This is a genomic window from Mucilaginibacter agri, from assembly GCF_009928685.1.
GTDB classification, from domain to species: Bacteria; Bacteroidota; Bacteroidia; order Sphingobacteriales; family Sphingobacteriaceae; genus Mucilaginibacter; species Mucilaginibacter agri.
Genome location: NZ_WWEO01000027.1, coordinates 1 through 21602 on the forward strand (window position 1 = coordinate 1; position 21602 = coordinate 21602).

Sequence of the window (21602 nt, forward strand, 5' to 3'; positions counted from 1 at the left end):
ATGCGAATGTAACCGGCACGCCGGTTACCTTGACCTCGCCACCGAACCTGGCTATCGGAAACGAGATGCCAAAAACAGCTTATAATTTTACCGATCCGGACAGTCCAAGTGCTTTTTACGGTGCAAACTTTTTTATTGGAGCTATAGATGATATCCGGTTATACAACAAAGTGCTAAGTGATGCAGAAGTAAATTCATTATACACCATGGAACAACCCTGATAAACGATCACAAAGTTTTTTAAACATTAGGGCATCAATTACGGTGCCCTTTTTATTTACAGGGAATTTGATAAATAATAATTAAAACCTTTCGCCTCCACTTTTTTTTAATTTTAGCTTATGATCGCATTTCTGGCGCATTTTCCCAAAAGGCTTAACACAGAAAAAAAAACACGAAATGGCGGCTTATAGCGTCTTAATCCAAACGTATCGTCAGGAGTACTAATATATTGATAATACTGTTTTTTAGTAAGTAATACGTACGTTAGCGTGCAAGAAGAGTGCTGTATAGCATTCCATTACCGTTATTGTATCTTTTCAAATCTTGCAACCCAGCCGCCTCCGGATGCAAGTTTGATGTTTAATTTATCTTTCGCAGTAACTGTGATCACAGTATTTTTATAATCAGTAGCGCCTTTAACAACATTCAATCCATCTTCAAAAAGTATAGAACGATAACTGCCATTCGTTAACAAAGAGAGGTTTACTGTTATATTCCTCCGCCAGGATTATATATTCTTCTACTTTTCCCGCGAGCGCTTTGGTTCATCAAAATTGGTTGGCACTGCGGATGTATAATTGGCGCATTCCTGTTCGCACTGGTAGATATTCGGATTATCTGCAAGCATTTGTAGTGGTGCGTCAAATATTGTACATATAGCCATTTGATGGCATCTTGTTCATTGGGTCATCGGATTAGCGTTTACAGGACGATAGCTGGCTTTACTAGCATTACGGATGTCACCGGGCGTATAATCCATTGGCCCCAAAGTCATGCTGATAAAGGGATGGTTAAATCATAAACCGGTTGGTCAGTGGTTCCCCACTTCATGTTTTCTAATCCTTTAACTCCTTCGAAGTTGAGGACATTGGGATAAGTGCGTTGTAAAACACTGGGTTTATAAATTTCACAAAATCTCTTTTATGATTCGTAGTGAGAAACGCACTTGTGTATAAAAAAATTGTTTATGGAAAATATTTTTCGATAAACAAAATTTAGTTGATTATTCATGGTATTCTCTGATTTGTGGCGAAAGTTTTGTATCTTTTAATTACTAAAGCTTGCCCTTTAAATACTGCTTATCGATTTTATACGTGTTTGCGCTCATTCTACTTTTTAATCCAATTTTCACTGTCGATGAAGATATTTTTGGATAAATAATGATCACGATATGAAATCAAGATTTTTACTGTTGGCAATAATTGGTACGGCTTTCGTATCCTGTAAAAAGGCAGATGTTGAGGAACCAAATGTTGTAGCCTTAAAAAAGTTATATTCTATAGGGTTTACTGTTTGGAATTTTAGCGACACAACTTCAGTTGTGGGAGCGACATCTGTTTCAAAAAGCCCTTCAAGTTCTTTACAAAATCAGCTGGACTATTTACAATATTACGTTTTTACAAAGGAAGCTAACGGAAATTACGTTTTGGTTAAGCAGAAAATTCAAAAGTCTACGGATGCAAACTTTGGGATAGTTTCCGATTCTCTTCCAGCCAATCATTACTATATTTATTTTGTGGGTTGCCAGGCGCCAGGTCACATGGAGATGAGGACGAAGGCAAACAATATTAATGTTCCCATTTTTTATTATGACAACAATGCCATCTATGACACCTTTTATGCATCATCAGAGGTTACTCTAAACGGGATGGTAACCGAGGCAGTTTTATTAAACCGTGTGGTCGCGAAAGTTCAGGTAAAAATTACGGATATTTTACCGCAAGAAGCTTCGGCTGTAAGATTAATCTTTGCCGATTATCCGCTTGGTTTGGATTTGACTACCGGTATTGGTGAGATTCGGGCCGAAACCGAAACTACGAACAGAGTTTCGAAGAATTTTCAGGTGCCGATTGTCAACGCTGATAAAATTAACACCGGATTCACCTTTGGTGCCATAGTATGGGCTTACGATTACCCGCTTATAACACTTAGTTGTATTGATGTTTCGGGTAAAACGATAGCCGTTAAATCAATACCTAAAAATCGATTCGGCCTTTATACAAGACTGGAAGATAACATGCAGTATAATTATACGGGCAGTTTGTTTGATACCCCTGGGTATACCGTTTTTGCAAGCAATCAACAAGCAGTCAGTTTAAAAAATAACTAGTTGTTCGTGGTAAATTACGTTGTAAGTAATATGAACGTCGCCAAGAAAACGATTTCGGTAAAAGTTTTACGCTTTTGTATTTTTATAGACATTCCCATGAAGTTTAATTTTAATAATACATATCTGCAATTGTTCGTTAGAAATCGGAGTATACTATTAACATTGGTATAAATCTATCCTTTGTAACCCTAAAAAGAATATAAACGTTTTTATATTTATCGGTCTTCATCATTTAGTGATCTAGTCTGTCTTTGGTTTCGTTATAAACCTTCGCTCATCAAGCTTATGATTTAACGTGTAATCGAATATTCGGACTATGCTGTCAATATTTTAAAATTTTTTGGCTGGGTAGGATATTTTATGGTATTTAATCAAATAGTGGACTCGTTGATGTCGTTCACCCATTGAGCATCATCTTCAAGAAACTGCTCTGTTTATTTTGCTGGCATCCTCTTCCTGAGAAAAATAACGACTTAAATATGATAATGCCTTAAAACGTTATTCGACATTTCAAGACAAATCGATGGGATAGTCTGAACGAGAATATTTACCGTGTTTTTATTTATGAATTAAGACTAACGGTTTTTCAAGGGAAATTAACATCATCATACATGTTAAGAAGTAAATAGGAGCAACAGGAAATCTAATAAACGGACCTTTGTACTGCAGGCAGAGTAATTGTAACGCCACCAACCCCGGCAATTGTTAGAAATTAAACATATTGAATTATAAACCTGCCTCTTTACAGATAAAACATAAGCTTCTGTGTGTAAGGCTGCTATTGCTTGGTTTTCAACTAAGAAATAGACATTTTATTAATCCATGTTTTTTGTCATAAAAGGTGCTGAGATGTTTAGCTTATTCATTAATGGATTGCCAAATTGCTGATTTCATGAGTTAAGGCCTGCAATTACAAATAGACTTTTGCATTTTAGTGCTATATACTTCAACATTTTCTAGAAATCCAAACTCGGAAAAAGTGCCACTGCTAGAAAGTTGTAGGGAAGTGCTAATGAGATAAATGGCTAGCAGTGCAAATAATCGTTTGACCCCGTATTACCCGTCCTTCAACGTTCAGAAGGAGCGCATAAATTACTGAAAAAACTATCTAAGTATACGGTGCCGCTAGAACCTTTTAGATTATTGAAGCTTTTTCGAATAATATCAAAAGTCTTGATTTATAAATTTGTCGAATGTTTAGTCTTTTCCTAACAGGAACTCGTGTCTAATTGAAATAATTTAAAAAAATAAGCATTTTGTTGCTAACTAAAAAAAAATTACTTTTGGTCACGTCGGTGTGGCAAATTTAGCCTGGGCCAACTTTTAACTACTTATGTCAAAAATAATTTTTCGGGATACATCTGCAAGAATAGGGATAATTATAGTGTTATCACAATTTGTACTAGGGCTCACTTCATGTTTTAACGAGAAGAAAATAACTTACTTTCAAAGAGGTGTCAATCAGAAAGATACTGTTGAAATCGCAAAAAAATACATTCCAAAAATACAGTCAGGCGATATATTATCCATCTATGTTAACTCTTTAAGTCCCGAAGCCAGTAGTTTTTTCAACCCTTACACTGCCAACGTAACGACCACGGCTACAGCACTTGACGTGAATGGCGGATTAACCCAAGCAGCCGCGCCTGGGTTCTTGGTGGATGCGGGGGGCAAAATTACCTTGCCATTAATCGGCACTTTGGATGTTAATAATCTTACGATCACTGAAGCAACAGATAGAATTAAGCAGCAGCTGGAAATATATCTCAAAGAGCCGACCGTTATTGTTAGATTCCTCAATTATAAAATTTCCATATTGGGCGAGGTCGCGAAGCCTGGAATTTATGTCGTACCTAACGAGAAAATTACCCTTCCTGAGGCGATAACCATCGCCGGTGATCTGACTGGTTTTGCAAAAAGAAATGAAATTGAGATAATAAGGGATGTTGATGGAAAAAAAGAATTTGGCGAAGTCGACTTAACTAATAGGAGCGTTTTCTCATCACCGTATTACTATCTGCACAGTAACGACGTCGTGTATGTTAAGGCATCTAAGGCAAAAGTAGCACAGTCTGACGTTGCACTAAGAGTCATTCCTTTGGCAGTTTCTATTTTGTCATTAATTATCGTCTTAATCAAATAGTATTTACATGCACGAAACTTCAGACATTTCTGATGAATATTCATCGCCGGGACCAGGCAATGAAGTTGATTTTAAGGAAATTATCCAGGGATATTTAAAACATTGGAGATGGATTTTGTTATCTGTTACTGTTATGCTTATCCTGGGCTATGTTTACGCAAAAACACGGGTCCCGCAATATAAAATTGATATCGCAATACTCATAAAGGACAAGGAATCAAATAGTGATAAAGATATACTTCAGCAGTTAGACGTTTTTTCATCAGGAAAAATCATTGACAACGAAATTCAAATATTAAAAACTAGCACTTTAATGGAAAAAGTGGTAGAATCATTGGATTTACAGAATACCTATATTGTTAATAGAAGTTTTTCCAAAACTATATTATATAAAAATATTCCTTTTAAAGTACACGTTTTACAACCAAATAATCAAGTTAATAAACAGGAATGGTTTATCCAGGCCATAAACGATAAAGAAGTTGTATTTAATGGTAAAAAGATAGCTTACAATAAACCCGTACAGACTGATGCCGGACTGATCGTTATTACGCCCACCGGTATTAAGTCGAATGAAAAAATCCAGGTTATATTTGGCTCAGTTTCCGGCATCGCGCAGTCATATATCAATAGACTAACTATTACACCAGCTAGTAAACAAGCTACGGTTTTGTTTATATCGATGGAGGATGAGAATGCGCAACGGGGGATGGACTTACTTACTAAACTCGTCGATGAATATAACCAAATATCTGTTGATGATAAGAATAGAACAACGGCAAACACATTAACTTTTATTGAGGGCAGGCTTACCGCTGTGGCATCAGATTTAAATCATGTTGAGGAAAGAGTTCAAGATTATAAATCTTCTAACCAAATTACAGATATAACGGCACAGTCAGCGATTTTTTTAGCAAATGTCCAGTCTAATGATGCACAGATAACGAAAATAGATCTCGAATTGGGCGTACTCAATATCCTGGAAAACTATCTTCACGAGGTGAGTATTGACCAAATGAAACTTCCTGCAATGCAGGGGGTGGACGACCCTTCGTTGCTGGGATTGGTGCACCAATTATCCGAAGCACAGATTAAAAAGGAAAGTTTGCTCCGAACTGTTCCGCAAACCAATCCAATTGTTAATTCCATAAATGATCAGATTAAAGCTCTAAAGCAAACGATTGTACAAACGATACAGAACGTCAGGGCAGGTTTATTGGATAACAAAAAGCAACTCGTTAGACAAAACAATAAGTTTAATGGGATCATTAAAAATGTTCCTTCAAAAGAACGCGGACTTATCGATGTAATGCGGGACAGAGATATTAAAAATAACTTGTTCACTTTTTTATTACAGAAGCGCGAGGAGACGGCAATGGCCTTGGCATCAACAGTTTCAGACAGTAAAACGATCGATAAGGCTAAGAGTTCGGGTATGTATTTTAAACCGGCTAAAAGTGCCATATATATTGCTTTTTTTGCATTAGGGCTATTGATCCCAATAAGCGTTTTATATCTAGGCAAGATTTTTGATTCGACAATTAAAAAAAGAGCCGATATCGAACGAAATACTCATGTTCCGATAATTGCGGAAATAAGCTATTCATCCGACTTAAACCCATTAATTACTATTGAGCGTCCACGTTCCATGGTATCGGAACAGATAAGGGCCTTAAGAACAAATTTGCAATTTATTTTACCCGAGCAAGAACATAAAGTCATTCTTTTTACCTCGAATATCAGTGGCGAAGGAAAATCTTTTGTTGCTTTAAATCTTGCAGCCAGCCTAGCAAGTACAGGTAAAAAGGTAATTGTACTTGAACTTGATTTAAGAAAACCAAGATTCAACACCATGCTTGGGCTGGCATCTAGCAGTGGGCTTTCTAACTATTTAATTGGACAGTTGGATTACAAAGAAACCATCCAAATTGACGCCACCCAGAAAAATCTCCACCTGATTACCAGCGGCACTATTCCTCCTAATCCGGCCGAATTATTGTTAAATGGACGTATTGAAGTTTTAATTAAAGCATTGCGAAAAGAATATGATTATATCATCATGGACGCTCCCCCTGTGGGTCTGTTGACAGATGCCCATATTTTAAGTACATATGCGGAAGCGACTTTATTTATAATACGCTACAATTATACATACAAGGAGCAAATACAGTTGATTGAAAATTTGCGGCGGAAGAAGGTATTTCGCAACTTAAATATCGTTTTTAATTCAGTAGATAAGTCCAAGAAAGGCTACGGGTACGGCTATGGCTATGGGTATGGCTATTACGAGGATGAAAATAAAAGCAAGCGACTTTTTTCTAAGCGATAATCAACAATTTAGTATAGTGGGCGGTATCTTATCTAAAATTAAGCAATCGAGAGCTTTGCTTCTAAGATTTTTCAAAGGGCAATTACTTATCCAGTTTTTTAATTTACTGAACGGTTTCTTGTTATTAAGGTGGTTAGATATCGAAGAACAAGCCATATTTAGCTTGTCCTTCGGTATGCAAAGCTTGATAAACCAGTTAAGCGATTTAGGTTTTAGCGGAAGTATTATTGCTTTGGCCGGTAGGGATTATGATAATAAGCAAATCTTAGGTCAAATAATAAAAAGTGCGAAATACTTTAGGAAGTTGCTTTTCTTTGGCAGTGTTACCGTCGGATTGATCTTAGTACCGGTTTTTACTAAGACGAAATTTTCTAATCCATATGTATTGTGGTTGAACCTGATCCCAATTTTGGCAGCGGTTTACTGGGAGGCTAATTTAAGCATTTATGGTACCCCTCTTATCATACACAAGGATATGAAGAAGTATTATAAACCGCAAATCGTTGTCGCCATTTTTAAACTTTTTATCAATTACTTATTGTTTCTAAGCCATCATATTAGTTCGTTTAGTATTTTAATTCTGAATGCTTTGGCGATGCTTTATATTGGAAACGAGTACAAAAAATATTCAGATAAATATTACCAAAAAGATGTGGCTTTTGAAAAGACCAAGGACAAGATGTTCAAGTACATCTTGCCATTGATTCCAAGCCTTATATTCAATGCTTTTTTTGCCCAAATTCAGGTATTTATAATATCGCTTTTTGGTAAGGTTAGAAACATAGCGGAGGTTGCGGCATTGGGAAAGCTATCTCAGATATTTATGTTATTGGGGGCATTTAATATGATGATTGTTGAACCGATGATTGCTAAATCAAATCATGCTGAGCTTTTTAAAAGGTATATGTTAATTTGTGTGATGGCCTTTTCAATAGCCGGTCTCCTGACATTGAGTTCATATTTATTTCCCGGGATTTACCTGCTCGCTTTGGGCAGCAAATATGCTGCTCTGAGTAAGCAGTTAATATGGGTAATCGGAGCAGCTGCGCTCGCATTTGTTCAGGGAACATTGTGGACGATGCATAGTGCCAGAAAATGGGTTTTTTGGTGGGGAAGCGCCTTTTATATATTGATGATAGTTTGTTGCCAGGTGCTGGGCATAACAATGTTCGATATCAGTACAACTATGGGCGTCTTACAACTATCGTTTTTGACAGCTGTTGGAATTTTAATTGTGCAGATTAGTATTGGCGTCGTAGGCTTTAGAAAAGACGGTTATGAGTTCAGCATAAGCTGATTCCTCGTTGGTGAATAGATATATCTCGTAATTTAATATTGTAATGAAGTTAAATTTATTATACAGGTTGATTTTTAAGGTAGAAAAGATAATAACGAAAAAGAAAGAAAATCAGTTAAAGAGCGCGTTTAAGTACTGCGGGGAAAATATTAGATTAGAAAACAACTGTCATATTATAGTACCCGGAAATTTTGAAATAGGCGATAATAGTTCCATTTCATCTTTTACGACGGTGTATGCAACGTTTGGTGTGAAAATAGGGAAAAATTGCCTGATTTCGAGTAATTGTGGTATCTCATCATATAACCACATCATGGAATCTGGTGATCGACCGGCAGATTCAGGAAGAGACGTGGAATTTTCTAAACCGGTGACAATAGGAGACAACGTCTGGATTGGAATGAATTCGTGTATACTACCGGGTGTGAGCATTGGCAGTAATTCCATCATTGGATCCGGAAGCGTCGTAACGAAAAATGTTCCCTCCGATGAAGTATGGGTAGGAAATCCGGCGCGTTTCATAAAAAAATTAACAATTATCAATGCATAATGTAATTAAATTGTCGATCGTAATTCCTACTTACAACAGGAACGATTTACTAAGTAAATGTTTGGCGTCCCTGAACCCCCAATGCCAAACGTTGAAGGCCAATTATGAAATTATTGTCTCTGACGATAGTAGAGATGCTAATGCAAAAGTTTTAATTGAAACTGAGTTTCCGTTCGCAAAATGGGTTCAGGGTCCTAAAGTTGGTCCGGCCGCCAATAGAAACAACGGGGCAAGATTTGCTACGGGTGATTGGATAGTCTTTATTGATGATGATTGCATCCCTAACAAAAATTTGATGGAAGCTTATCTGAACGCCATCATGAACTTCCCCGATTTTGTAGCATTTGAGGGGAGAATATATGTAGAAGGAAGCCCTCGCAGTCTTCTTGATGAATCACCAACGAATGAAACCGGAGGTTGTTTTTGGTCTTGTAATATTTGTATTAAGAGAAACTTGTTTGAGGATTTGAATGGATTTGACGATACTTTTCCGTACGCTGCGATGGAGGATGTCGAATTTTTTTATCGAATAAGAAAGATTACTGACAAATATAAGTTTTTATATGATGCGGCAGTTTTACACCCTTGGCGAACCAATACTAAATTATCGAAAACTGCTTATCAACGGTATAAATCTATTCTGTATTTTTTAAAAAAACATCCCGAAATGAAGTTAAATCTGAATCCGAAAAATCATTTTAATGCGTTTTTCCGCTCTCGGCCTAAAACCTTCAGATTGGCATTACAATGTAATTTTGCCGGCATTAGAGAAAAACTTAAAGCTGATGCAGTTTGGATTTGGGTAGGCTTAAGATTCTTTTTTGATATACATAAAAAATAACACAATCAACTAATATGGATTCAGGTATATCGGTAATAATTTGCTGTTACAATAGTGCCAGTCGGTTACCCCAAACAATTGCCCATTTAGCGAAGCAATCTATAAACTCTGACATTAAATGGGAGATCATTATCGTTGATAATGCTTCGACTGACGATAGTGCCGGAGTTGCGGCGAAGGAATGGAAGAAATATGACACTTGTATCCCTTTCACGATTCATACCGAAAATCGTCCGGGGTTGAATTTTGCAAGACAAAAAGGGATAAGCGTGTCCAAATATTCTTATCTTTTATTTTGTGATGATGATAATTGGTTGAATGAGGATTACTTAGCAAGGGGTTATAATATTTTGGCCGCTGACGCCAAAATCGGAGCGCTCGGCGGCATTGGAATTCCGGTGTTTGAAGGTACTAAACCGGAATGGTTTGACAAATTTCAATTGTACTATGCTGTGGGGAGGCAGAGCGAACTACAGGGAGATGTTTCCCGAAGCAAAAGCTGGATTTACGGTGCCGGTATGATGATCAACAGAGAGGCGATAAAAAACCTTGACAAACATCGGTTTTTGACAACAGATAGGAAAGGGAAAAGCTTGTCGTCCGGAGGTGATATGGAATTATGTTTCTTTATTCTCACCCAGGATTTTAGTATCTGGTATGATGAGGAATTAATTTTTAAGCATTTTATCGAAATCGGCCGGTTAGAAATGAATTATTTGAAGCGGATGATGATGGCTGGCGCAAAAGCTGCCTATCTGTTGGATGGGCTACGATTTATTGCTCAGGGAGCCGTTAAACCTGTGAGAATAAAAAGAAATTGGATAGTTAGATTTGTCATCGATAATATAAAAGTCTACAAGGTTTTTCGAAGTAATGAACTCCCTTTACATTTCCAACTCAAATTACATTTTGTCAGAATAAGCAGAATTTTAAAACTGAATTTTGACTATGACAGGTCGTTTAAATTATATAAGTGGTAAGCATGAAAGTATCAATATGTATCCCCACCTATAATAGGCCTGAGTTATTAAAGGAAGCATTGTTGTCGTGTATTAACCAGACCAAACATCCCTTCGAAATTTTAATAGGGGACGATTCCAAGAACGATGATTCATACCATGTGGTCAGGGACTTACAAACACAATCTGCCGAGAGGGGCATTGAAATCATCTATAAAAGTAACATACCGTCCTTGGGTCAGCGGGATAATGTAAACAAGTTGATAGAACTGGCATCCGGGGATAAATTCGTTTTATTGCATGATGATGACCTTCTATTGCCGGATGCGCTCGAAACGATGGCTGAGTGTTTTCTGGAAAACGAAAGTACCGGAGTGGTTTATGGCGATCAGTATATTATTGATAACGATGGCAATTTAGACGAGAAATCGACAATACTCTTGAATTCTAGTTATTTCCGAACCAAAGAATTTGAAATAAACCAGCTTAATTCGATCGACGCTGCAATTGTGCAACAATTTCCTAACGATGGCTATATGATAGATATGCCACTGGTAAAGTCAGTCAAATATGCGCCCGAGGACTCAGAAAATATCGGTTCAGCGATCGACTTTTATTTTGGCCTCAGATTAGCGCAAACAGGTGTCAAGTTCAAATATCTAAATAAGTATACGACCAAATATAGGATCACGACGGTTTCTATTGAACGACAGGGTTCGGATGCTTCATATAGAGCTTTTAAAGTTCTGGAGTCGCTGCCGTACCAGGGCAATGATAAGCTGGTAGATTATAAAAAATTAGTGCTTCAAAAAAAAGTAGCGAGCGCGACTATGATGGCATTAAAATATGTGGGACGCACAGAAGCGGCCAAAATTTATTTTGGCAAATGGCACAGAAAACAGATACTATCGGCGAGGGGATTGAAAAGAGGCTTGCAGATCATACTGAATATAATATAGCGAGAAATGCGATATTTTGAAAAAGGTAAAATGAAAAGAAAAAATTCCAGGGCAAATATCCAAATCGGCATACCGGTTTTGATGTATTCAATAGCTTGGAAGCGCAAACAAAATTTTTTGCAAACTAAATAGGCCAAAAAAATTACGCATGAGGATAGCTTTTATTTGCGGATCTCTAGAACCAGGTAAGGATGGCGTTGGGGATTATACTTGGAGGTTAGCCAAGTCCCTTCACGCCTTAGGCGTTCAAATTGCTGTTATTGCGGCGAATGATAGTCACATACAAACAGTGATCGCCGAAGCCTCCGATAAGGCTCCCCAAATACTTAGAATACCGAAAATTTGGACGAATTCGCTTCGGGTGAAACAGATCGAAGCCTTTTTGAGAATTTTTAATCCGGACTGGGTTAGTTTACAATATGTGATATTTTCATTTCATTCAAAAGGTTTACCTGTTTTTTTTAATAATGATTTGAGAGGACTGCTTTCCGGGCTCAAGATTCATATCATGTTTCATGAGCTTTGGGTGGGAATGGATGAAAATGCAGGTCTCAAACACAGATTATGGGGAGGGGTTCAAAAAAGGATGATTGGTCGTTTAATTGGTACGCTTCGTCCTAAACAGATCGATACCAATACTGACTTGTATCAGGCTCAATTAAAAAGTTTAGGTGTTGACGCAGGTATTTTACCCCTTTTTGGGAATATTCCAATTGTTAAAAAGAAACAGATCCAATTTTTAGGCAATGAAATAGATTTGGTCTTATTTGGGGGGATACATCATGGAGCACCTGTGGAAACCTTCGCTTTGGAAGTTGCCAACTATTCTAAAAAAAATAATAAACGGGTAACCTTACATTTGTTAGGGCGTTGCGGCGATGAGCAAAAAAAATGGATTTATTCCTGGAATGCGGTTGGCTTGCAAGTAAAGGTCTGGGGAGCGGTGAGCGACGCGCGAGTTTCAGAAATATTGGCCGCATCAACCGCGGGTGTAACAACTACCCCCGTCAGCCTTGTCCAGAAAAGCGGATCTGTCGCTGCTATGCAGGAACATGGTTTACCTGTAATTTGTGTAGCTCGCGATTGGGTGCCGCGTTTCGTTAATCAGTTATCAATCCCTCAGAATGTTTTGGTATATCATAAAGGTAATTTTGATCAGCTTTTTCGGTTTTTCCCAATTATACCGGAAAATAACCTGGAAGGGGTTACAAAATCGATGTTATTAAAATTATCGAACTAATTTCAAATGGCGAGTTTTAAATTTTTGTTTAAAAATAGGGCAAGGCATAATATAGGCTCGAAGAAATTTTATATCGCCTGGCTTAAGCGGTTTTTTTCCTTTCCTGAGGCTTTCAAAAGAAATTTCAGACGGTGGACTCTCATCCGTAAGGGCGCGGTTATAGATGAGACTGCTGAGATCGGAGTCATTACTTTGGGTAGAAATGCCAAAGGCTTATTTATTGGTGGAAATTCGTTCATCGGTCGTGTTGAGGTGGCCTTACATGATGAGGTAAGAATCGGAAATAATGTCTGTATAAATGACGGATGTAAAATCTTAACCGGTTCTCACGACATTACCGATGCTTTGTGGAGACATGTTAAGTCTCCAATTGTCATTGAGGATTACGCGTGGATCGCAACTAACGCAATTATTCTGCCCGGGGTGCGTGTCGGAACCGGGGCGGTGGTCGGGGCAGGGGCCGTTGTAAGTAAAAATGTTGCACCTTATGAAATTGTTGTAGGGAACCCCGCCAGGCCAATCCAACGAAAGCGAACAGAAAGTTTAAATTATAATCCATGTAGCTTTCTAGCAGCAAATTTAGCTTGGCTAAAGGGCTGATTTTGTCATACAGCAATGTTGTGTTTTGCGAGATTGATTTCCGCAATACTTAGATTAGTAAACAAATATAAAATGCAGATAATACTTTCCCATCCAACTGGTAATGCTAATGTTCGTGCGGTCGCGGATGCGTTAGTTACTTCAGACATGTTGGCCAAATATTATACCGCTATAGCTGTTTTCCGGAATAGCCCATTGTATCCATTGACGGGTTTGCAGGCATTGTCCGACATCCGAAGAAGAGAGCTGAATGAAAATTTGAGTCGTTACACTAAAACTAATCCATGGTTTGAAATTTCACGGCTAATGGCTCACAAGGCCGGCTTTAAAAAGCTGGTACAGCATGAAGTAGGAAGGTTTTCAGTCGACAGCATTTATCATAACCATGACAGTTGGGTTGCAAGAGAATTAAAAAGATTTAATCGAGCTCGTTTATCGGCAGTATATGCTTATGAAGATGGTGCTTTACAAACGTTTAATCAGGCCAAAGCACAGGGAATTGCGACTTTATACGATCTACCCATAGGTTATTGGAGAACTGCTAGAAAGCTTTTAGAAAGGGAGATTGACAAATTTCCTGATTGGGGGGCAACGCTGACCGGAATGAAAGACTCGGGCGACAAACTAGCGCGAAAAGATCAAGAGCTTAAGCTAGCTGATCATATTTTTGTTGCTAGCACCTTTACGGCGAGGACCTTGGAAGATTATCCAGGAAGTCTATCACCAATTGCGGTTATACCGTATGGTTTTCCTGAAGTAAGTATCATCAAGAGGGAGTATCGTTTAAGTGGTAATTCCCCACTTAAATTATTGTTCGTTGGTGGATTATCCCAGAGAAAGGGTATCGCCAATCTTTTCGAGGCCGTTGAAAAGATCGGGCCTCGGGTACAGCTGACCGTGGTTGGTAGAAAGCCGGTTGACGATTGTAAACCTTTAAACCAAGCTTTAACAAAGCATCATTGGATACCTAGTTTGTCCCATCAGGATGTCTTACAATTGATGAGGTCTCATGATATATTAGTTTTCCCATCCCTTTTTGAAGGCTTTGGTTTAGTCATAACCGAAGCGATGTCTCAGGGGACGCCTGTCATAACCACGGAACGGACTGCGGGGCCTGATTTAATAACGCACGGTGAAGATGGGTGGATTGTTGAAGCGGGTTCAAGTCTCGAACTTCAGAACATGATAGAACATCTTCTGTTAAACCCTGATGAGATTAAGAAGGCAGGTATTGCAGCTTTAGAACGTGCCAAACGTCGTCCGTGGAGCGTGTATGCAAATGAACTCTGTTCAATGGTCACGAGCAACGGAAAGTAATTTTACTTTGTTAAGCAATGTTGAAATCAAATAAGGCAAAAAGTGTCATGCTACACAGTAAGGATAATGCTCTCAAAAATGGCATATGGCTTTTTTTCTGGCTGCTTATCTTTGAAGGAGCACTTCGCAAATGGGTATTGCCGGGATTAGCGACCCCTCTTTTATTGATCAGAGATCCTTTGGCATTATGGATTGTATTTAAAGCATGGCACAGAGGGTTAGTACCTTTCAATATCTATACATTCGGCGCTGTTGCCGTAGGCGTAATCAGCATCTTCACAGCGGTATTATTTGGACATGGAAGCTTTTTAGTGGCAATTTATGGCTCCAGAGTATGGTTCCTGTATTTTCCTCTGATTTTCGTTATTGGGTCTGTGTTTACGAAGGATGATGTGATGAAGTTCGCACAAAAATATTTGATATTATCTATTCCGATGACGCTACTGATTGTGATCCAATTTTACAGTCCTCAATCTGCTTGGGTCAATCGGGGTATCGGCGGCAATGAAGGCGCCGGATTTAGTGGAGCGATGGACTTTTTTAGACCGCCGGGTACATTCTCATTCGCTAGTGGCGTCGGTGGTTTCTATAGCGCACTGGCATGCTTTGTTTTCTATTACTGGCTCGACCCCAAAAGTATTAATAAGAAGCTGCTGATCGCCTCCACCATTTGCCTTATAATAGCGGTTCCTATTTCAATTATAAGGGGACTGTTTTTTGAGGTAATGATCACTCTCGCATTCATGTTGGTATCTGCATTCCGAAAGCCTCAAAATGCAGGCCGAATGGTGGCAGCGATAGCAGTGGGTTGTTTTCTTATTCTGATACTTAGTCAACTGAGTTTTTTTCAAACGGCGATTGAAGCCTTTACTATGCGGTTTACGACTGCAAATGACTCTGAAGGGGGACTAGGAGGGGTAGTAGGAAACCGATATTTTGGAACAATGATATATGCTTTTACCATGACAGCCAGTCAGCCGTTTTGGGGATATGGTTCAGGAATCGGAACAAATGTTGGAGCCGTAATTGCCACCGGAAAGGCCGACTTCTACTCTGTGGTTAATGGAGAGGTAGAATGGCAACGGGTGATAGGTGAACTTGGTATTTTATTGGGCATAATAATTATTGGCATACGAATAGGACTGAGCTTTAAATTGCTTAAGGAATCATACCAACTATTAACGAGGGAGTACTCACTGCCTTGGATGATTTTACCTTTTTGTTTAATGAACTTACCTCAGGGACAATTGGGGTCACCTATTCCCTTAGGCTTTACCACATGGATGGCAGGAATGCTATTGGCCTCATGTAATAGTAAAAAACGTAAAATAGTTAACAGTTAAGATGCTTAAATCAGGTGTAATTCGGTTCATATTAGCCACATTAGTTATTTTATATCACGTCAGCGGATCGGTATTTGTGGGAACGATGGCTGTTTATTGTTTCTTTATCCTTAGCGGTTATTGGGTAACTTATATGTATGAAGCAAAATATCTAAAAGGGAGATATCCGATAAAGACATTTTACTCAAGTAGAATCTTGAGGATTTTTCCTGTTTATATATTGTTGAGTATATTATCCTTCTGGATGATTTATATTTATAGTCCGGAAAAATTTGAAGCGATTTCTACGTTGAATACAACCGCTAAAATATGCTTCTTTTTAAGTAATTTATTCATTCTGGGCTATAATCAACTTACGATTAAGCCAATTGTTCCCGCGTGGTCTTTGGATATTGAATTGCAGTTTTATCTGCTTCTGCCTATATTGATTTTTTTTGTTCAAAAAAAAAATGTCAGAATTGCTTTGTTATGTATTAGTACGATCATTACTATAATCCTCAGTGTTTTTTATCCTCAAAGTGTTTTGGCTAGAAGCGTACTCATTTATTTGAGCTATTTTTTAACTGGTATTTACTTATATAAGGAGAAGGTCAAGTTCAGTTTTAGAGTGGAGCTTTTATTTAATATACTTCTAATTAGTATATTGATCATACATTTCTCTCTTTATAACTCGCACATTTATTCTGCAATCAAGTCAGTACCTAATTACGAAATGTATTTCAACGAATTATTAGGTTTGCTTGCAATTCCGGTGTTATGCAATTCGACATATAACAAGAGCGATCGGTTAGACAGGTGGCTAGGTGATATATCATACGTGCTTTATCTGCTCCATTGGGTACTGCTCATCCCCTATAACTTTTATGTAAAAGACTTAAGTAAAGTACAAAGACTTCCGATTCTCATGATTTTTTTGGTGGCAACCTATTCGTTTTCTTATGTTATTTTTCGATTCTATGACAAGCCAATTGATTTATTAAGGAGAAAATGGCTCGAGGAAAATAAAATTTCTAAATCTGAACTGCCATAGGTTATTTTAAAATCCAACATATAGAAAATGACTTTTGAATAGTAAAAAATCGTTAGTGTAAAGAAAAAATGAATGGCAGATGAAGTGTTCAACGACAACAATCAGGTGGCATCAGGATCTGGGTCACCTCACGCCCACTTTCGCTACAACAACGAAATTATCCTTTTTACACGCTCATTATTAAGTTCGTCATAAAAGGATTAGCTTCACTGATAGTTTTTTCTGTTGTGTATATGAAAAGCGCGTGATTTTTTCATCGGATAGTCATGTTAAATGACCATAAGGCCATAATTGAATTGAATCATATGTCGTTATATTCCAATTGACCTCGCGTAATCAAATAGTAAAAGTGATAACTGACGCGGGAAGGAACAAAACGCAATTCATATTTCCACTAGATTTCTGATAGCGGAGAGCATTTTCAGTGTTCTGGAATTAATTTCGTTTTAATTTTAAAGGTTAGCGGCGTTTCTATGAACTTGTAAAATAAGAAGCCTGTTGTTATGCAAGTGCAGGTTAAAATCAAAGTATAGGGTAATAAATATCTTTCCGGAGAAAGGTGTACATAACGCTTTACAAACTCTAGTATCAGCTGATGAGTGAGATAAAGCGAATAGGAAATTAAGCCAAACCAATAACCTATCTTTCCAGAACAAAATTTGGAAATAAAACTTCCGTTTTCACTATAAAGATTCCTAATCAACAGCGCCGAAAATAGAATGGCGAGAATATCCAACTTCTCAAAAGCGCAGCATGTTAGCGCTGCATAAAGTAACAATCGCTTAACCAATAATATTTAGATGTCAGCTGTTTTGTATAGTAAATACACATACCTAAAGCATAAGCAGCAATGCCTCTGATTATTGCTCCTGGAAAAATATATTGATCCAAAATCTTATCAGATCCATAAAATTTGACAAACAAAAAACCATCGAAGGCAAAAAAAACGCCTAAGAGCAAGTATAGCTGTAGTTTAGAACCTCTGCCGGTTAAGTTAATGGCAAAAGGGAGAATCATATAAATTATCCATTCCGTGCTAAGTGACCAAAAGACCGGTAAAACCTGATTGCGGGGTGAAATAATGCTCGCAAGGATTAGCGACAATATAATGCTGCTTAAAGGGTGAAAATGTGTTACAAATACACACGCCAGAACAAGCGTAACAAAATAGGCAGGATAAATTCTTGTGAACCTTTTTTTTAAGAAAAGGTTATAATTGGTGAGGCTCAAGGTATTGCTGAATTTGTTATGTGTCGACAACATAATAACAAAGCCGCTTAACATAAAAAATAGGTCTACAGACAAATAACCATGTCTGACAAAGCAACCAATTACAGGCAAACTTTTAACAGGTTCAAAATTTTGGAGTTCATGGTATAACACAACGTAAAGGGCGGCTATCCCGCGTATGCCGGTTAAAGACTTAATTTCCTTCTGTATCATTTATTTGAATAAAAAAACGGACGTGCAATTTTCGAATATCCCTCGAAAGTATTACACTTTCGGAATCTTACCTCCCTTAATTCAAAGCGTAGTAATGAAATCCGTTCAAGTTTTTTAGTAGGTATTCGCTTGTTTAGCATTTGTTATCCAACGGGAGCATTGGACAAATATATATTTTTTCTTAAAAATCTTAATCATTTCATGGTTACACATATTAAAACAGCAAGTAATTGACTGATATGAAAATTTAGTGCTATGAAAATGCCAGTAAAATCGACCCCCCCCGGTAATGAACCAATTGTATGGTTTCTACTCGCTATCCAATTTAAAAAGGAATTGAACTTTTGATGGAAGCCATCTGTAAATTTGATATCAACCTGCTGACCAGGAGTGCTAGCTATGGAAAGTATGAATGTGTTAAAGAGCTTAATCCCTCGATACAGAAATTGGGTATTACGTCGAAATTTGATTGATTCGTTTGGAGAAGTTGCAACTAGAGATTTGCCGGACGGATGAATTTAGACTATCGGTACCAACCGCTTACAACGAACATTTTGCCTACCTGCAATCAAACTGTTGAATATGTGTAATCTTGTCCGAATATTTCATTAGGCTGCTTTATCAGGTTTTGCGGCCCAACGCACATGACTGAATATCTTCGTTCCTTACAGAGGATGTCGCGGGTTAACTAGAAGAGGTAGGGCAGGCTACAGTAAAACGGTAAACAATCATTAACAAGGGCAAAGCACTATTGTCGAAGTACTCAATCTACAAAAGCTAATTCATCATTGTTTATCCGAACAATAGTAAATATTATCGAGAGTATAATGTTAACTGGTTGGTATCTAAATTTTTATGCTACCGCTTATCGTCAAATCTATTTCTCCCAAATACAATTTTGATTTAACGAGACATGGATATAATAAACTCTCTTTTAGAATTTGCCTAGTTAACGCAGTATCTCAAAAATTTCACAATTTAAGCCGGATGCGATTTCGTATAAATAAAAATATGAAGGATTAATATTGCCCGCCTCCAGGCGTTGAATCGACTGCTGATCTTTCCCAATAAGCGTGGCCAATTGCGCTTGCGTTAGCCCATTCTCTAAACGTTTTGTGGTAATTTTTCGCCCCAAAGCCTTTAGAATAACTTGCTTGCTTTCCATCAACGCATTTTACATCAAAAAAAAAATAAAGCTAACAACGTATCGGTTGTATTTGTATATTTAAAAATTCGGTGGAGGTGGTGATTAATCTCTTTTTTTAAGATAGACTTATGGTTAAAAATAAATGTCCTCCATCGAATTTTTATGAAATAAAAGTGAAATTTTTGCAGTTTAAGACCGAATTTTCTATGGTGAATTATAAGCATTTTGTAGGTATCGACATTTCTAAACACAAGCTGGATGTTGTTCTCCTATGCAATAATATTTTGATTTCAAGTTATGTTATGCCCAATGAATTGAGAGAAATATCAAGCTTTATAAAAAAGCTGAAAGCAACGTCCGGAGTGACGATTAAAAACACTGTTTTTGGTATGGAACATACAGGCATTTACTCGCAACATCTACTTACAGTTTTGACAAAAATTGGAGCAAATATTGTTATAGACAGTGCCTATCACATCAAGCAATCTCTTGGTTTAGTTAGGGACAAAACAGATTTCCTTGACGCCTTGCGTATTGCACAATATGTTTATAAAAACAGGGAAAATTTGCGATTTTGGATTCCCAAAAGAGAGGTTTTAATCCAGTTAAAATACCTTTCTTCACTAAGGTGGGGTTTAATTTCAGCGAAAATCTCTTTAAAAAATCCTATCAAAGAACGCGATCTATTCTTTGACAAAAAAATGAAGCTATTTCAATCGTTATATGCTAAACCAAGCATTTATGCGCTGGATCAGGAAATTATTCGCACGGAAAAGGCTATTTCTGACCTTGTTAAATCTGATGAAAAAATCAATTATTTATTCACGTTGGTCACGTCTGTGCCATGTATAGGGCCAGTTACAGCATTAGAAATAATTATTACCAGCAATGAATTCATCAATTTCAGTGACCCTAGAAAGTTCGCATGTTATGCTGGGTTAGCACCTTTCAAAAGAGAGTCAGGCACAGTGTCGTTCAAAATGCGAGTATCAAAGATTGCGAATCAAAAAATTAAAGCGCTACTAACCATATGTGCTTTTACCGCGACCCGATCTATCCCAGATATCAAAGAATACTATCGCAAAAAAACTAAAGATGAAGGCAAAGCAAAAATGTCAGTTATTAATGCGGTACGCAATAAACTAATTCTCCGTATTTTTGCCTGCGTTAACGAAAATAGAGTTTACCAAGAAACTTGGTTACATTAAGGGACGGCAGGCGCTTAAACATAAGATGGGTCTTACCCATTTTTCTGTGTAGCACACCTGCCGTTTTTCAAAGTTATAACTATTTCCCATTATAAAATACGCTCGCATGTGAATTTACGCCCACCACGGTCATTTTCTCCAACCTCTTCGTCTGCTACCGTTAGATCGAAAACCTGCCAAACATGCGCATGATCAGACATCCATTTCAGCGGAAGCCCAAACTGGTAGTCCCCTAAGTAGGCCATCAACCAGTTAGCAGTCAGTAGCGTAAGTAAAAAAAGATATCGAACCATCTGACCCGCCGTCTACAGTGGAAGAGAAAAGCAGCATAGGAGTTGGTAGAATCGTTTACAATCTTGGCGAGGGCCACCCCGCCAGGTTGAATTATTAGCGTAGATTTTAAATCAATGCCCCCAAGATTACTTTTAGGCAAAGCTTTGTATGCAGCAGCCGTTGAGGGGAAACAGGCGGGCGATTATACCGTAGGTTCAAAAGCAGAATTGCAAACAGCCAATAACCTTACAATGCAGGTAACAACCGGAGATTTTACACAGGAACAGGTAAATAATGCTGCCGCAAGTCTTACACGTGCAGTAGCATCTTTTAAAACCAAGCAAATTCAGGAAATATCGGTTGAAAACCTGGTCGTCTATTGGAAATTTGACGGCGATGTTACGGATGCCAGTGGCAACGGACATAACGGAACTTTAAAAACAGGCTGGATAGGGGCATCTGCTGCAGCCGCAACGGACGGTGGAACGTTGCCGGTATTATCGGCAGACAGGTACGGCACAGCTGGAAAAGCTTACGCCTTCGACAATGGTGCTTATGTGGAAGTGCCGTACGCCGCTGCGCTGCGGCCAA

Annotated in this window: 20 protein-coding genes and 2 pseudogenes; 16 read left to right on the top strand and 6 right to left on the bottom strand. The window is 38.0% G+C overall.

All coding sequences use genetic code 11. The features are described 5' to 3' along the window. Positions 1-221, top strand: a 221-nt coding sequence (locus GSY63_RS00385; RefSeq protein WP_166583845.1) for a LamG domain-containing protein, incomplete at its 5' end; no start/stop codon positions are given. Positions 222-526: 305 nt separating this feature from the next. Here the strand turns inward: GSY63_RS00385 and GSY63_RS00390 are convergent. The 3 genes and pseudogenes from GSY63_RS00390 to GSY63_RS25130 all read right to left on the bottom strand — a co-directional run bounded on the left by GSY63_RS00390 (position 527) and on the right by GSY63_RS25130 (position 1128). Continuing rightward, on the bottom strand, positions 527-715 hold the full coding sequence (locus tag GSY63_RS00390) for a glycoside hydrolase family 97 C-terminal domain-containing protein (RefSeq protein WP_317168523.1): 189 nt from the start codon (positions 713-715) through the stop codon (positions 527-529). A gap of 27 nt (positions 716-742) precedes the next feature. Next, positions 743-889: pseudogene (locus tag GSY63_RS25125) on the bottom strand (hypothetical protein); the annotation flags it as partial. A 104-nt stretch (positions 890-993) separates the two neighbouring features. Then, positions 994-1128, bottom strand: a complete 135-nt coding sequence (locus tag GSY63_RS25130) for a glycoside hydrolase family 97 catalytic domain-containing protein (protein WP_166583865.1) — start codon at positions 1126-1128, stop codon at positions 994-996. A 265-nt stretch (positions 1129-1393) separates the two neighbouring features. Here GSY63_RS25130 and GSY63_RS00400 point away from each other — a divergent pair, with 265 nt between their 5' ends. The 13 genes and pseudogenes from GSY63_RS00400 to GSY63_RS25135 all read left to right on the top strand — a co-directional run bounded on the left by GSY63_RS00400 (position 1394) and on the right by GSY63_RS25135 (position 16940). Continuing rightward, entirely contained in the window at positions 1394-2332 is a 939-nt protein-coding gene (locus GSY63_RS00400; protein WP_166583847.1) for a hypothetical protein, read from the top strand. 1333 nt (positions 2333-3665) lie between these two features. Beyond that, positions 3666-4475 carry a polysaccharide biosynthesis/export family protein gene (locus GSY63_RS00405; RefSeq protein WP_166583848.1) on the top strand — a complete coding sequence of 270 codons (810 nt, stop codon included), beginning with the start codon at positions 3666-3668 and terminating at the stop codon, positions 4473-4475. Positions 4476-4482: 7 nt separating this feature from the next. Continuing rightward, the gene (locus tag GSY63_RS00410; protein ID WP_166583849.1) at positions 4483-6804 is read left to right on the top strand and encodes a GumC family protein; all 2322 of its coding nucleotides are present in this window, start codon (positions 4483-4485) and stop codon (positions 6802-6804) included. Beyond that, positions 6767-8101, top strand: coding sequence for a polysaccharide biosynthesis protein (locus GSY63_RS00415; protein ID WP_166583850.1), 1335 nt, complete (start codon positions 6767-6769; stop codon positions 8099-8101). The genes GSY63_RS00410 and GSY63_RS00415 overlap by 38 nt, the downstream gene beginning before the upstream one ends. Before the next feature lie 43 nt (positions 8102-8144). Then, positions 8145-8651, top strand: a complete 507-nt coding sequence (locus GSY63_RS00420; protein ID WP_166583851.1) for an acyltransferase — start codon at positions 8145-8147, stop codon at positions 8649-8651. Beyond that, the gene (locus tag GSY63_RS00425) at positions 8644-9492 is read left to right on the top strand and encodes a glycosyltransferase family 2 protein (protein ID WP_166583852.1); all 849 of its coding nucleotides are present in this window, start codon (positions 8644-8646) and stop codon (positions 9490-9492) included. Before GSY63_RS00420 ends, GSY63_RS00425 begins: the two co-directional genes overlap by 8 nt. A gap of 14 nt (positions 9493-9506) precedes the next feature. Then, positions 9507-10472 carry a glycosyltransferase gene (locus GSY63_RS00430; RefSeq protein WP_166583853.1) on the top strand — a complete coding sequence of 322 codons (966 nt, stop codon included), beginning with the start codon at positions 9507-9509 and terminating at the stop codon, positions 10470-10472. A gap of 2 nt (positions 10473-10474) precedes the next feature. Next, positions 10475-11410: a glycosyltransferase family 2 protein gene (locus tag GSY63_RS00435; RefSeq protein ID WP_166583854.1), complete on the top strand. Its 936-nt coding sequence runs from the start codon at positions 10475-10477 to the stop codon at positions 11408-11410. Positions 11411-11558: 148 nt separating this feature from the next. Further along, on the top strand, positions 11559-12650 hold the full coding sequence (locus tag GSY63_RS00440) for a glycosyltransferase family 4 protein (protein WP_166583855.1): 1092 nt from the start codon (positions 11559-11561) through the stop codon (positions 12648-12650). A 6-nt stretch (positions 12651-12656) separates the two neighbouring features. Beyond that, positions 12657-13184: pseudogene (locus GSY63_RS24940) on the top strand (DapH/DapD/GlmU-related protein); the annotation flags it as partial. Between the two features lie 138 nt (positions 13185-13322). Next, positions 13323-14567: a glycosyltransferase family 4 protein gene (locus tag GSY63_RS00450; protein WP_166583857.1), complete on the top strand. Its 1245-nt coding sequence runs from the start codon at positions 13323-13325 to the stop codon at positions 14565-14567. A 17-nt stretch (positions 14568-14584) separates the two neighbouring features. Then, entirely contained in the window at positions 14585-15910 is a 1326-nt protein-coding gene (locus tag GSY63_RS00455; RefSeq protein WP_166583858.1) for a hypothetical protein, read from the top strand. 1 nt (position 15911) lies between these two features. Beyond that, the gene (locus GSY63_RS25135) at positions 15912-16940 is read left to right on the top strand and encodes an acyltransferase family protein (RefSeq protein WP_166583859.1); all 1029 of its coding nucleotides are present in this window, start codon (positions 15912-15914) and stop codon (positions 16938-16940) included. A gap of 756 nt (positions 16941-17696) precedes the next feature. On the opposite strand, the gene GSY63_RS00465 is transcribed toward GSY63_RS25135, so the two are convergent. Both GSY63_RS00465 and GSY63_RS00470 read right to left on the bottom strand, forming a co-directional pair. Further along, positions 17697-18383: an acyltransferase family protein gene (locus GSY63_RS00465; protein ID WP_166583860.1), complete on the bottom strand. Its 687-nt coding sequence runs from the start codon at positions 18381-18383 to the stop codon at positions 17697-17699. Between the two features lie 949 nt (positions 18384-19332). Continuing rightward, the gene (locus tag GSY63_RS00470; RefSeq protein ID WP_166583861.1) at positions 19333-19548 is read right to left on the bottom strand and encodes a helix-turn-helix domain-containing protein; all 216 of its coding nucleotides are present in this window, start codon (positions 19546-19548) and stop codon (positions 19333-19335) included. Positions 19549-19658: 110 nt separating this feature from the next. Here GSY63_RS00470 and GSY63_RS00475 point away from each other — a divergent pair, with 110 nt between their 5' ends. Continuing rightward, positions 19659-20738 (top strand): transposase, encoded by a 1080-nt coding sequence (locus GSY63_RS00475; protein WP_166583862.1) that lies wholly within the window; start codon positions 19659-19661, stop codon positions 20736-20738. A gap of 89 nt (positions 20739-20827) precedes the next feature. Here the strand turns inward: GSY63_RS00475 and GSY63_RS00480 are convergent, their stop codons facing one another. Further along, complete coding sequence (locus GSY63_RS00480; protein ID WP_166583863.1) at positions 20828-21031, bottom strand: hypothetical protein; 204 nt, start codon at positions 21029-21031, stop codon at positions 20828-20830. 114 nt (positions 21032-21145) lie between these two features. Between GSY63_RS00480 and GSY63_RS00485 the strand changes: the two genes are divergently transcribed. Continuing rightward, a partial coding sequence (locus GSY63_RS00485) for a hypothetical protein (RefSeq protein WP_166583864.1) occupies positions 21146-21602 on the top strand: 457 nt, incomplete at its 3' end.